The sequence below is a fragment of the Mesorhizobium sp. J8 genome, assembly GCF_016591715.1.
GTDB lineage: Bacteria > Pseudomonadota > Alphaproteobacteria > Rhizobiales > Rhizobiaceae > Mesorhizobium.
The window spans coordinates 4,357,188-4,369,694 of the sequence record NZ_AP024109.1; the positions used below are offsets into that span (position 1 = coordinate 4,357,188).

Genomic DNA, 12,507 nt, shown 5'->3' on the forward strand with positions numbered 1-12,507 from the left:
TATACCGCCTTTGACGGGAACAGATAGAGGGTTTCGCGTGTTCCAGGGGATAGTTGGAGGCTAAGACAAGGATTTGCCAGTGAATTTCCTCGAAGCCGTGCCGGCGATCCGCCGCATCGAGACCAATCGCGACGCGCTTTTTGCCATAGACGTCGTCGGCGATGTCTCGCCGGCCGACGCGGAAAACCTCTTCGGGCTGCTGGAGGCCGCCTACGCGCTGCATCCGCGCATCGATGTGCTGATCAGGCTGACCGACGAGGAAAGCGTCGACTGGCCCAATATCAAGCAAGACACGCTCCGGCAGGGCGTGGCCGACGCGATGGAGCATGTCGTGCGCTGCGCCGTCATCGGCGAGCCGAGTTGGGCCACCCTCGTCAGCGGCATCTTCCCGAAGACGCTGCCTTTCGAAGTCAGACGCTTCGATGTCGACGATGAGGAAGCGGCCTGGCAGTGGCTTGGCGCAAGGCCGACGGACAGGCCGACCTCACCTGAATCCGAACAACCCTGGAGCAATCCAGGAAAAGTGTGAGCGGTTTTCCGCCCGGAATTGCGTAAAAACAAGGAGATAGAGCATTTCACCGTTTCCGTGAAACGGTGAAATGCTCTAGGTGTCTAGTCCCGGAGTGTGGGGGAATCAGTCAAGCTGATCCTTCATTCAGGGATGAGCTATGGGACAGATACTCCACGGCAGCGCCACGACCACGCACGCCATCCGAGCAGCGATACAGCGATCGGAGGCTCCGCTCAAAGAACTCGCAGCGCAGCACGGTCTAAATCAGAAGACTGTCGCCAAGTGGCGAAAGCGGGCCTTCGTCCATGATGCGCCGATGGGTCCGAAGATTGTACGCTCCACCGTTCTGACGGCTCAGGAGGAGGCGATGATCGTCGCCTTCCGCAAGCATACGCTGCTGCCTCTGGATGACTGTCTCTATGCGCTGCAAGCGACAATCCCGCACCTGACGCGGTCGTCCTTGCATCGTTGCTTTCAGCGCCACGGGATCAGCCGCCTACCCGAGGTCGCCGGCGACAGGCCGGCCAAACAGCCCTTCAAGCGCTACCCGATCGGCTATTTCCACATCGACATCGCCGAGGTTCGAACCGAAGAGGGTAAGCTCTACCTATTCGTGGCAGTGGATCGGACCTCGAAGTTCGCTTTCGCTCGGCTGATGCAGAAGGCGACCACAGTCACTGCAAGAGCTTTCCTCGACGAATTGGTCGAAGCCGTCCCCTACAAAATCCACACCGTGCTCACCGACAATGGCATCCAGTTCGCCGACCTGCCCAAGAACCGGAATGGCCCTACCGCGCGTTGGCGCGGCCATCCCTTCGACCGGACCTGCTGGAGGCATGGCATCCAGCACCGTCTCACCAAACCCAACCATCCATGGACCAACGGTCAGGTCGAACGGATGAACCGAACGCTAAAAGAGGCAACTGTCCGGCGATATCACTACGAGACCCACCGACAACTTGAAAATCACCTTGCTGCCTTCCTCAACGGATACAACTTCGCCAGGCGGCTAAAGACCCTTCACGGCCTTACACCTTACGAAGCCATCTGTGCGGCATGGGCCAAACAGCCAGAAAGGTTCCGGCTCAATCCCGTCCACTTGACCTCGGGACTGAACACCTAGCGCACCACCGTCAGCCGCTCGGCGGCGCGGGTGATTGCCGTATAGAGCCAACGCTGCCTTGTTTCCTTGAAGGCCCAGCTCTCGTCGAACAGCACCACGTCGTTCCACTGCGAGCCCTGCGCCTTGTGCACCGTCAGCGCATAGCCGTAGTCGAAATCGTCGAAACGCTTCTTCTGCTGCCAGGGGATCTCGGCGTCCGGATCCTCGAACGCCGCCTTGAGCAGCTTGATCTTGGCGACGCCGCGGTCGGGATCGTCCTCTTCCGGCGAGACCAGAAGGTTGATGCCGGGCTTCACCGTTTCGCGCGAGGATGTCATCACTTTCCACAGCGAGCCGTTGAGCAACCCCTTTGCCGGATCGTTGCGCAGGCAGACAAGCTTGTCGCCGGCCTGCGGAAAATCGGCGTTGAACCCCTTCAGCTCGCGCAGCCTTTGATTGTAGCGTCGGCGCGTGCGGTTGGTGCCGACCAGCACCTGGTCGGCCCTGAGCACCAGATCCTGATTGACTGCTTCCCTGCCGATCACCTGCGCCGTGCCATAGTCGCCATGCATGAATTCCCGGCCCTCGCGCACGTCGAGCGCCAGCCGGATGATCGGATTGTCGCGCGCCTGGCGGTGTATCTCGGTCAAGAGCACATCAGGCTCGTGCTCGGTGAAGAAGCCGCCGCCCGAGATCGGTGGCAGCTGCGCCGGATCGCCGAGCACTAGGATCGGCGTGCCGAAACTCATCAGGTCGCGGCCGAGTTGCTCGTCGACCATCGAGCATTCGTCGATAACGACGAGCTTGGCGCGCGAGATAGGGCTTTGCCGGTTGAGCGAGAAGGTCGGAGACATCGAGGTCTTGCCGGTCACCTCGTCCTCGACCGATTCCTCGCCCTTCGGCCTATAGATCAGCGAATGGATGGTGCGGGCGTTGGTCGCGCCCTTCGAGCGCAGTACCTGCGCCGCCTTGCCCGTGAAGGCGGCGAACTGTACCTGCCCGTCGACATGCTCGGCGAAATAGCGCGCCAGCGTCGTCTTGCCGGTGCCGGCATAGCCGAACAGCCGAAAGACCTGCGGCCGGCCCTCCTTGAGCCAGCGTCCGACCGCTTTCAAAGCCTCGTCCTGTTGCGGGGAGAATTCCATCAGTGCGACAGACCGGATTCGCTGACGAAAGACAAGATTGGCCGTCATGTCGGCCGTCGTCGGCTGCGAGCGCGGGCGCCTCCGACAATTCAGGCTATCAGCCGCAAACCGGAACGTAAAGAGAACAAAGACAATCTATCTGCCCACGCCCGGATCGTTCTCCAGCAGGATCGGCTTGCCATGTGGCGTGGCGTGCGCGGCGCGTTCCCAAGCCGCGGCGAGCTCGTCGACCTCGCCCTTGCCGGCGACACCCTTCCGGGACAAAAGCTTCTCCAGCGCCGCCAGCCAGTGCTCGTAATAATCGTGTCCGTCGCTCGCGGCGCCTGGCTGCTTCACTTCGGCGGACAGGGCATCCGCCCACTCGCTCCACGAAAACAGACCGTTGTCGTGTAGCGCCACCGTCAGGGCGAAGGCTTCGGCCTGCCACGGCTCGGCGAAGACCGGCTCGTCGAATCCTGCCGGCAACACACCGTCATGCCGGCTCAAGATAGCTCTCCCAGGCATCGATCGAGACGCTGAGCGTGGGATCGGCGCCCTCGCCCCAGATTTCGGGCCCGTCGAACACCACCGTATAGACCCATTGCGGGTTCTCGCCCTTGCCATGCGCGTTGCTGTCGGGGAAGACGAAGCCGCCGCGAACGGCCTCGATCCTCCCGGTCTTGTCGCGCGCGTAGCGTGGCAGGCGCGTATGGCCGGTCGGGTTGAAATTCTTCGTGCGTACCCGATCGCCCGCGCGAAAACGCGCCGGCGTGCCTACGGGACGGTCGCACGGCCCGCCCTTGGCGAGCACGGCCGGCACGTCCGCCGCCTTCAGCACCCGTTTCGGCGTCGCGGCTGGATCGACTGCCTTGCCGGCGGCAAGGTCGCGCTCGGTGACGAAGCCATGGCGCTTCAGCAGCGTTTCCAGCGCCTTGATCCAGATCTGGTAGTAGCTCGATGAATAGTAATCGGCGGGATGCAGCGATTCCCGCGCATGCCGGCTTTCATCGATGTTCCAGGCGCCCATGCCGCCGGCGGTGAGCGTCACGCCAAGCGCCCGCCTTTCCCATGCCGCGTGGAAATAAGGCTCGTCCTTCTCGGGCGCGACAGGCCCGAAACCCATTTGCCCGCCGAGATCCTGCGGCCCGTTCATGCCGGCTCCCCTTTCGGCTCTCTGGCCAGCGCGGTGCCGATCATCGCGTCGCGGCTGACCAGGCTTGCAAGCTGTTCCTCGCTCCAGCCCTCGGTGCCTTTCGGGCGCATCGGCACCACCAGGTATCGAAGCTCAGCGGTCGAATCCCAGACGCGGATCTTCTTATCCTTGGGCAGCGTCAGCCCGAATTCCTCGAGCACCCCGCGCGGATCGATCACCGCCCGCGAGCGGTAAGGCGGCGCCTTGTACCAGACCGGCGGCAGGCCGAGCACCGACCACGGATAGCAGGAGCAGAGCGTGCAGACGACGAGATTGTGCGTCTCCTCGGTGTTGAACACGGCCTGCATGTGCTCGCCTTGGCGCCCGGTATAGGAGAGCGACCCGATCGCCGCGGTCGCGTCGCGCTTGAGCCATTCGGCATAGGCCGGATCGCTCCAGGCCTTCGCAACCACCCGCGCGCCATTGCGCGGGCCGATCTTGGTCTCATAGGTATCGACGATGACGTCGATAGCCGCAGGATCGATCAGGCCCTTTTGGGTCAGGATTGTCTCCAGCGCGCGAACGCGCGCCGCGAAGGGATCCAGCTCGTTGTCATGGTCATGATCATGGGACATGGTCACAGACTAGGATCGGCAGCGATCGGCCGCAAGCGCCGCGGCTTGGGCCAGTCGCGCGATCTACTCGGCCGCCACCTTCTTCGGCTCTGCCTCGCCGTCAAACAGCGAGCCCTGCTCGCCGCCTTCCACCACATGCAGTGCCGGCCGGCTCCTTCTCGACGAGAAGCTGAGCAGCCAGCCCGAGAAGTTCTCGAAATAGACATAGATCACCGGCGTGACGAACAGCGTCAGCGCCTGCGAGGCGAGCAGGCCGCCGACCACGGCAACGCCGAGCGGCTGGCGCAATTCGGCGCTGGCGCCTGTGCCGAGCGCGATCGGGAACGTACCCATCAACGCGGCAAGGGTGGTCATCATGATCGGCCGGAAACGCATCAGGCAGGCTTTGTGGATGGAGTCCTTCGCCGACATGCCCTGCCGCCTCAGCTCGAGCGCGACGTCGACCATCATGATGCCGTTCTTCTTGACGATGCCGATCAGCATCAGGATGCCGATCACCGCGATCACCGAAAGGTCCATGCCGGCGAAGCGCAGCGCCACCACGGCGCCCAACACCGCCGACGGCAGGCCGGTGAGGATGGTGAGCGGGTGGATGAAGCTCTCATAGAGCATGCCGAGCACGATATAGATCGTCAGGATCGCGCCGCCGATCAGCAGGCCCTGGTTGGCCAGCGAATCCTGGAAGGTCTTGGCCGTGCCGGCGAAGGTAGTCGAGATCTCCTTCGGCATGCCGATCTGTTCCTTGAGCTGGTCGATGCGGGTCACCGTGTCGCCGAGCGAGACGCCCTGCGGCAGATTGTAGGAGATCGTCACCGCCGGAAGCTGGCCGAGCTGATTGACCGTCAGCGCGCCGGCCGTGCGGTCGACATGCGCGAAGGCGCCGAGAGGCACCAGGCTGCCGCTCGCCGTCCGCATCTGGATGGCCAGCATCCGCTCCGGCGACCATTCGATCTTGGGGTCGAGCTCGGTGATCACCTCATAGCTGTCGGCCGAACCGAAGATCGTCGAAACCTGATCGGTACCGAAGCCGCCATAGAGGGCCGAACGCAGCGTGTCGGTATCGATGCCGAGCTGGGCGGCCTTGTCGCGGTCGATCACCAGCGATGCCTGCAAGGCGTTGTTCTGCAGGTCGCTGGTGACGTCGGTGAACATCGTGTGGTCGGCGACCATCGCATCGTTCAGCTTCTGCGCCCAGATATCGGTCTGGCCGGTATCCAGGCCCTGGACCACCAACTGATAGGCGCTGGCCGACGACCGCGAGCCGAGGCGCAGGTTCTGCACCGGTTGCATATAGGTTTCGATGCCGGCCACGTTGGAAAGTTGCTTCCTCAGATCGGACTGCACCTTCTCGATGTCGGGGCGCTGGCTCTTGTCCTTCAACTGGACGTAAAGCCGGCCTTGATTGAGCGCGCTTTGGCTGCCGCCCACCGACCAGGCGACATGCGTCACATAGGGAGAGTGCGAGAATACATCCGCGACCTTGCCCTGCAGCTTGACCATGGCGTCGAAAGAGATGTCCTGGCGCGCCAGCGTGGTCACCGAGATCTGGCTGATATCCTCCTGCGGAAAGAAGCCCTTCGGCGAAACCTGGATCAGCCACACCGACGCCGCCGCGGTTGCGACGAAGACGAGGAACACCAGGAAAGTGTTTCGCAGGCAGAAGCCCAGGATCCGATCGTAGCCGCGCGTGATGAGGTCCGGTTTGTGACCGGGCGCATGCTTTTCACGATCCGCCTTCGTCACCGACAACAGCCGTGAGCAGAGCATCGGCGTCAACGTCAGCGACACGAACATCGAGGCCAGGATGGCGACGGTCACCACCACGGCGAATTCGTTGAAGATGCGGCCGATGACGCCGCCCATCAGCAGCACCGGAATGAACACGGCCACCAGCGAGATCGAGATCGAGATGATGGTGAAGCCGATTTCGCGCGCGCCCTTCAGCGCCGCGTCGAAGGCCGACAGCCCGTCTTCTTCCATGTGGCGGAAGATGTTTTCCAGCATGACGATGGCGTCGTCGACGACAAGGCCGACGGCCAAGGTCAGTCCCATCAGCGAGATGTTGTCGATCGAGAAGCCGAACAGGAACATCGCGCCAAGCGTGGCGATCAGCGAGATCGGCACCGCCACCGCAGGAATGATGGTTGCGGTTACCCTGCGCAGGAAGACGAAGATCACCATCACCACCAGGGCGATGGTCAGGAGCAGCGTGAACTGGACGTCGTCGACGGCTTGCCGGATTGAGGTCGACCGGTCGTTGAGCAGCTTGATGCTGGCTGCCGCCGGCATCTGGTCCTGGAAGGACGGCAGCATCGCTTTGACCTTGTCGACGACGTCGACGGTGTTGGCGTCGGGCTGGCGCTGGACGGCGAGGATGACGGCGCGCGTGCCGTCATACCAGCTCGCCGTCGTCGTAGTCTCGACCGAGTCGACGACGCGGGTCACCTCGCCCAACCGCACCGGGTGACCATTCTTGGTGGCGATGATCAGGTTGGAGAAGCCGGCAGCGTTGGTAAGCTGCGTGTTGGCGGTGATGGTCAGTTGCTGCTTGTTGTTCTGCAGGACGCCGAGCGGCGTGTTGCTGTTGGCCGATGTGATCGCGGCCTGCAGCTGATCGATCGAGATGCCGCGCGCGGCGAGCGCGGTCGGGTCGATCTGGATGCGCACCGCATATTTCTGCTGGCCGAAGATCGAAACCTGCGCCACGCCGTCGATGGTCGACAGCGACGGCGAGATCACGTTTTCGGCAAAGGCGTCGAGATCCGTCAGCGGGACCGTGTCGCTCACCAGCGACATCAGGAGGATCGGCGCGTCGGCCGGGTTGACCTTGCGATAGCTCGGCGGCGAGGTCATTTCCGGCGGCAGCGATTTTTGCGTTCTTGCAATAGCCGCCTGCACGTCGGCCGCGGCTGCGTCGATGTCGCGGTTGAGCACAAACTGGATGGCGATCGAGGTCTGGCCGAGCGAATTGGTGGTCGAGATCGAATCGATGCCGGCGATCGTCGCGAACTGCTTGATCAGCGGCGTCGCCACCGATGTCGCCATCGTCTCCGGCGAGGCGCCGGGCAGGCTGGCCGAAACGTTGACCACCGGAAATTCGGCGCTGGGCAGCGCCGCCACCGGCAGGAACTTGTAGGCAAAGATGCCGCCCAGAATGAGGGCGAACGACATCAGAAGGGTGGCTACGGGCCTGCGGATGCAGAATTCGGAGATCATTGGCTCGCCCCGCTGGCCTTGTCGGCCTCCGCGACCTTGGGTGATGCCTGATCGCCGGATCTGGCGGCCGCCTTGCCTTCATGCACCGCCGCGCCGTCCTTCAACCGTGTCTGGCCTTCGACGACGACCTTCTCGCCGCTCTTGAGACCATCGCTGATGGCGCTGTTCTGGCCCTCCGTCAGCGCCACCTGCACCAGTCGCATCTCGACGGTGTTGTCCGGCTTGACGACATAGACGAAAGGACCCTTCTGGCTGGGCTGCACCGCGACCGTCGGAACCGAGGTCATCTGCGGCATCGTGCCGGCATCGAGCACCACGTTCACATATTGCCCGGGCCACAGCGAAAGATCCGGATTGGGTATGCTCGCCCGCGTCGCGATGGTGCCGGAAGCGGTATCGACACTGGAATCGACGAAGTCGAGCGTGCCTTTGCCGATTGGCGTCGGATCGCCGTCCTTGGTCAGCGTCACGTCGCCTTGCTGTGGGTCGGCGAGCGCCTTGTGCAACAGGGCAAGGTTGCTCTCGGGCAGCGTGAAGTTCACCTGCAGCGGGTCCATCTGGGTGATGGTGACCAGCGGCGTCGAGCTGCCTGAGTTGCCGTTGCTCGTGGTGACCAGATCGCCGACCGATACGTTGACCGCGCCGAGCCGGCCGGAGATCGGCGCCGTGATCGTCGCATAGCTCAATTGCACGGTGTCGGCATCGATGGTCGCCTTGTCGGCATCAATGGTGGCGGCCGCGGACTTTTGCGCCGCCAGCGCCTGATCGTAGGTCTGTTGCGTGCCGGCCTGCTTGGCGACGAGGTCCTTGGCGCGCTGCAGATCAGCCTGGGCGCTCACCAGCATCGCCTGGTCCTTTGCGAGCTGCGCCTGATCCTTAGCGAGCTGCGCCTTCAGCGCGCGGTCATCGAGCGAAATAAGCAGATCGCCGGCCTTGACCATCTGCCCGTCCTTGACCGCTATCGACACGATCTGGCTGGAAACACGGGCATTTATGTTGACCACCTCCGGTGACGAGACGAAGCCGATGGCATAGCGGCGGATCGGGAAATCGGCGGTTGTCGCGGTGGCGGAGACGATCGAGGCCGAACGCGGACCGCCGCCCTTCGCATTGTCACCTTTCGCACTGTCCGGGGCGCCAGCCGTTTTGTCGCCGCTCGCCGTCTTGTCCGCGGCGGCTTGCTTGCCCGAAATCAGCTGCTGGACCCTCGCCAGCGTCGCGGGCGAATAATAGAGCCCGGCGCCCGCCAGACAGGCGACCGCAACAACTGCAAAGGCGATTTTTCCGCGCATCGACAAACAAGCCCTCTATCCGACGCGCCGATCCCGGTGGTCCATTGTAGCTCGATTCACGGCTCTTGCCGCGATTTTCGCCGAATAGATAGGACAAGGCGTTGGCGGAAAAGGGTCAAAACGCGGCATTACGAAGATTTAATGTGCAGTGCACAATGATTGGGCAGCCGGCTAACACGCCGCCGCGAACCCTCGCATCAGCCCCAAATGCCATCAGCGGAGCATCGGCCACAGCGTCGCCGCGAGCAACAGACCCATGGCGATATTGAACCATTTCAACCGCACCGGATCCGACAGGAAACCGCGCAGCGCCGTGCCGAAGCCGGCCCACACCGAAACGCTGGGCAGATTGACGATGGTGAAGGCGATCGAGATCAATGCCACAGAGAGGAACGGGTGATCGGCATTGGTGTAGACGGCCATCGCGGTGATCGCCATCACCCATGCCTTGGGGTTGACCCATTGGAAGGCCGCGGCGTCGATGAAGCGCATCGGCCGCCCCTCCGCCCCCTTTTTGTCGCTCATCGAGCGTGACATGGCAATCTTCCAGGCGAGGTAGAGCAGATAGGCCGCGCCCGCGATCTTCAGCGCCGTATGGAGCACAGGGAACGCCGTCAGCACCGCGCCGAGCCCGAAGCCGACGGCCAAGAGCAGGACCAGGAAGCCGATGCTGATGCCCAGCATGTGCGGAACGGTCCTGGCGATACCGAAATTGACGCCGGAAGCGAGCAGCATGAAGTTGTTCGGCCCCGGCGTTATCGACGTCACGAAGGCATAGACCAACAGGGCAAGGAATGCGTCGAGCGACATGTTATCCTCCCGGATATATGTCAGCCTTATTGTCCTTTTTTAGCGAATGCGCAAAAGCCAGAAACCGGCAACCGCCGGGCCAAGTCGAAAACAGGATGACCGTCCTGATTACATTCCTTGCGGGCCGCGATTCATCGCCGCGACGCCGGTGCGGCAGATCTCGACCAAGCCGAGCGGCTTCATGATGGCGATGAACTGGTCGAGCTTGGACCCCTTGCCGGTGATCTCGAAGATGAAATGCTCGGTGTTGGCGTCGATGACCGAGGCGCGGAAAGCATCCGCGAGGCGAAGCGCCTCGACCCGGGCATCGCCGGTGCCGGCGACCTTCACCAGCGCGAGCTCGCGTTCGAGCGGCCGCTCCTGCCCGAGCTCGTGCGAGCGGACGGTCAGGTCGACCACCCGGTGCACCGGCACGATGCGCTCGAGCTGGTTCTTGATCTGCTCCATCACATGCGGCGTGCCGCGCGTCACGATGGTGATGCGCGACAGATGCCTCTCATGCTCCGTCTCGGAGACGGTCAGGCTTTCGATGTTGTAGCCGCGCCCCGAGAACAGCCCGATGACGCGGGCGAGCACGCCCGGCTCGTTGTCGACCAGCACGGAAAGCGTGTGCGTTTCCGGCTTCTCGGTCTCCTTGGCGATGAAATAGGCGGAGCCGGTCGGTTGAAGGTGCTGTGCGTTCATGACGTGAATCTCGATTTCAGACTTTTGAGCTAATTCTCTGTTTGCGCACGGCTTTCTCGCGACAGCCCCGCCCTGTGAGGGTGCTACACCAGTTCCCTGCCCTTGGCGTCGATGGCATTGGCCACCGCCTCGTCGGTGGCCTCGTCGGGCAGGAGCATCTCATTATGCGCCTTGCCGGACGGGATCATCGGGAAGCAGTTGGCCAAGGTCGCCACACGGCAGTCGAACAGAACCGGCTTCTTGACCGAGATCATCTCGCGGATCGCGTCGTCGAGCTCGTCCGGCTTGTCGCAGCGTATGCCGTGGCCGCCATAGGCTTCCGCCAGCTTGACGAAGTCGGGCATCGCCTCGGTATAGGAATGCGACAGCCGGTTGCCGTGCAAGAGCTGCTGCCACTGGCGCACCATCCCCATATACTGGTTGTTGAGGATGAAGATCTTGATCGGCGCCTCGTACTGCACCGCCGAGCTCATCTCCTGCATGGTCATCTGCACCGAGGCGTCGCCGGCGATGTCGATGACCAGCGCGTCCGGATGCGCGATCTGCACGCCGAGCGCCGCCGGCAGGCCGTATCCCATCGTGCCCAGCCCGCCCGAGGTCATCCAGCGGTTCGGCTTGTCGAAATGATAGTGCTGCGCCGCCCACATCTGGTGCTGGCCGACCTCGGTGGTGATATAGGTGTCCATGTCCTTGGTAAGCGCATAGAGCCGCTGGATCGCGTATTGCGGCATGATGACGTCGCTGTTCATCTTGTAGGCCAGCGAATCCCGCGCCCGCCATTTCGCGATCTGCTCCCACCACGGATAGAGCGCCTTCTTGTCGGTCTTGGCGGTCGCCCGCCACAGCCGCACCAGATCTTCCAGCACGCGGCCGACATCGCCCAGAATCCCGACATCGGCACGGACGTTCTTGTTGATCGAGGACGGGTCGATGTCGATATGGATCTTCTTCGAATTCGGCGAGAAGGCATTGAGCCTGCCGGTGATGCGGTCGTCGAAGCGCGCGCCGATGCACACCATCACGTCGCAGTCATGCATCGCCATGTTGGCTTCGTAGGTGCCGTGCATGCCGAGCATGCCGACCCAGTTCTTGCCGGATGCCGGATAGGCGCCGAGGCCCATCAGCGTCGAGGTGATCGGGAAACCGGTGAGGTCGACCAGCTCGCGCAGCAGGTGGCTGGCTTCCGGGCCGGAATTGATGACGCCGCCACCCGAATAGATGATCGGCTTCTTGGCGGCGGCCATCAGTTCGACGGCGGCCTTCACCTTCTCCAGGTCGCCCTGGACCTTCGGCTGGTAGCTGGTGCGCGGCGCTGTCTGCGGCGGCACATAGATGCCCTTGGCGAACTGCACGTCCTTCGGGATATCGACCACGACCGGGCCGGGCCGGCCCGTCGTTGCGACGTGGAAGGCTTCATGGATGGTGGCGGCGAGATCGTTGACGTCCTTCACCAGCCAGTTGTGCTTGGTGCAGGGCCGCGTGATGCCAACCGTGTCGCATTCCTGGAAGGCGTCGGAGCCGATCAGCGAGGTCGGCACCTGGCCGGTGAGGCAGACCAGCGGAATGGAATCCATCAGCGCGTCCTGCAGCGGCGTCACCGCGTTGGTCGCGCCAGGGCCGGACGTCACCAGGAGCACGCCGGCCTTGCCGGTCGAGCGCGCATAGCCTTCTGCCGCATGGCCGGCGCCCTGCTCGTGCCGGACCAGAATGTGCTCGACCTCATCCTGTTGGAAAATTTCATCGTAAATCGGGAGAACCGCGCCGCCCGGATAGCCGAAGACATGCTTGACGCCGTTGTCCTTCAGCGCCTGCACCACCATTTCGGCGCCCGTCATCTCGCGCCGCTCGTTCTGTCCGTTGCTCATCGGTCTGGTCCCGTACTGTTCGCCATCCGGCGATTTGCTGCTCGTTTAGTTTGGTTGAAGGCAATAAAAAAGGCCCCCGAGGGAGCCTGTGGGATGCGCATGGGAGGTTTTCGCCCGGCGGTTACACCGCCTTGCC

The 12,507-nt window shown here is 63.1% G+C and carries 11 protein-coding genes; 2 read left to right on the forward strand and 9 right to left on the reverse strand.

Annotated features, from left to right (window positions below; genetic code table 11):
• Window positions 1-79: 79 nt before the first annotated feature.
• Together MJ8_RS20945 and MJ8_RS20950 are read left to right on the forward strand one after the other, a co-directional pair.
• Complete coding sequence (locus MJ8_RS20945) at window positions 80-529, forward strand: STAS/SEC14 domain-containing protein (protein WP_201410647.1); 450 nt, start codon at window positions 80-82, stop codon at window positions 527-529.
• 139 nt (window positions 530-668) lie between these two features.
• Window positions 669-1,634: an IS481 family transposase gene (locus tag MJ8_RS20950; RefSeq protein ID WP_201410648.1), complete on the forward strand. Its 966-nt coding sequence runs from the start codon at window positions 669-671 to the stop codon at window positions 1,632-1,634.
• On the opposite strand, the gene MJ8_RS20955 is transcribed toward MJ8_RS20950, so the two are convergent.
• The 9 genes from MJ8_RS20955 to MJ8_RS20995 all read right to left on the reverse strand — a co-directional run bounded on the left by MJ8_RS20955 (window position 1,631) and on the right by MJ8_RS20995 (window position 12,341).
• Window positions 1,631-2,758, reverse strand: coding sequence for an ATP-dependent DNA helicase (locus MJ8_RS20955; RefSeq protein ID WP_201415516.1), 1,128 nt, complete (start codon window positions 2,756-2,758; stop codon window positions 1,631-1,633). The genes MJ8_RS20950 and MJ8_RS20955 overlap by 4 nt on opposite strands.
• A gap of 135 nt (window positions 2,759-2,893) precedes the next feature.
• Window positions 2,894-3,244, reverse strand: a complete 351-nt coding sequence (locus MJ8_RS20960; RefSeq protein ID WP_201410649.1) for a nitrile hydratase accessory protein — start codon at window positions 3,242-3,244, stop codon at window positions 2,894-2,896.
• Window positions 3,231-3,890 carry a nitrile hydratase subunit beta gene (gene nthB / locus MJ8_RS20965; protein ID WP_201410650.1) on the reverse strand — a complete coding sequence of 220 codons (660 nt, stop codon included), beginning with the start codon at window positions 3,888-3,890 and terminating at the stop codon, window positions 3,231-3,233. The genes MJ8_RS20960 and nthB overlap by 14 nt, the downstream gene beginning before the upstream one ends.
• Window positions 3,887-4,504 carry a nitrile hydratase subunit alpha gene (gene nthA / locus MJ8_RS20970; RefSeq protein ID WP_201410651.1) on the reverse strand — a complete coding sequence of 206 codons (618 nt, stop codon included), beginning with the start codon at window positions 4,502-4,504 and terminating at the stop codon, window positions 3,887-3,889. The genes nthB and nthA overlap by 4 nt, the downstream gene beginning before the upstream one ends.
• A 63-nt stretch (window positions 4,505-4,567) precedes the next feature.
• Complete coding sequence (locus MJ8_RS20975; protein ID WP_201410652.1) at window positions 4,568-7,720, reverse strand: efflux RND transporter permease subunit; 3,153 nt, start codon at window positions 7,718-7,720, stop codon at window positions 4,568-4,570.
• On the reverse strand, window positions 7,717-9,012 hold the full coding sequence (locus MJ8_RS20980; RefSeq protein WP_201410653.1) for an efflux RND transporter periplasmic adaptor subunit: 1,296 nt from the start codon (window positions 9,010-9,012) through the stop codon (window positions 7,717-7,719). Before MJ8_RS20980 ends, MJ8_RS20975 begins: the two co-directional genes overlap by 4 nt.
• Window positions 9,013-9,225: 213 nt before the next feature.
• Window positions 9,226-9,822, reverse strand: a complete 597-nt coding sequence (locus tag MJ8_RS20985; protein WP_201410654.1) for a LysE family translocator — start codon at window positions 9,820-9,822, stop codon at window positions 9,226-9,228.
• A gap of 108 nt (window positions 9,823-9,930) precedes the next feature.
• Entirely contained in the window at window positions 9,931-10,506 is a 576-nt protein-coding gene (ilvN, locus tag MJ8_RS20990) for an acetolactate synthase small subunit (RefSeq protein WP_201410655.1), read from the reverse strand.
• A gap of 83 nt (window positions 10,507-10,589) precedes the next feature.
• Window positions 10,590-12,341: an acetolactate synthase 3 large subunit gene (locus tag MJ8_RS20995; RefSeq protein WP_263649705.1), complete on the reverse strand. Its 1,752-nt coding sequence runs from the start codon at window positions 12,339-12,341 to the stop codon at window positions 10,590-10,592.
• Window positions 12,342-12,507 lie beyond the last annotated feature (166 nt).

Excerpts from the sequence above, each read along its gene's own strand:
- MJ8_RS20975 (WP_201410652.1), bottom strand. The coding sequence starts at position 7,720 with ATGATCTCCGAATTCTGCATCCGCAGGCCCGTAGCCACCCTTCTGATG.
- nthA (WP_201410651.1), bottom strand. The coding sequence starts at position 4,504 with ATGTCCCATGATCATGACCATGACAACGAGCTGGATCCCTTCGCGGCG.
- nthB (WP_201410650.1), bottom strand. The coding sequence starts at position 3,890 with ATGAACGGGCCGCAGGATCTCGGCGGGCAAATGGGTTTCGGGCCTGTC.
- MJ8_RS20995 (WP_263649705.1), bottom strand. The coding sequence starts at position 12,341 with ATGACGGGCGCCGAAATGGTGGTGCAGGCGCTGAAGGACAACGGCGTC.
- MJ8_RS20985 (WP_201410654.1), bottom strand. The coding sequence starts at position 9,822 with ATGTCGCTCGACGCATTCCTTGCCCTGTTGGTCTATGCCTTCGTGACG.
- ilvN (WP_201410655.1), bottom strand. The coding sequence starts at position 10,506 with ATGAACGCACAGCACCTTCAACCGACCGGCTCCGCCTATTTCATCGCC.
- MJ8_RS20955 (WP_201415516.1), bottom strand. The coding sequence starts at position 2,758 with ATGGAATTCTCCCCGCAACAGGACGAGGCTTTGAAAGCGGTCGGACGC.
- MJ8_RS20980 (WP_201410653.1), bottom strand. The coding sequence starts at position 9,012 with ATGCGCGGAAAAATCGCCTTTGCAGTTGTTGCGGTCGCCTGTCTGGCG.
- MJ8_RS20950 (WP_201410648.1), top strand. The coding sequence starts at position 669 with ATGGGACAGATACTCCACGGCAGCGCCACGACCACGCACGCCATCCGA.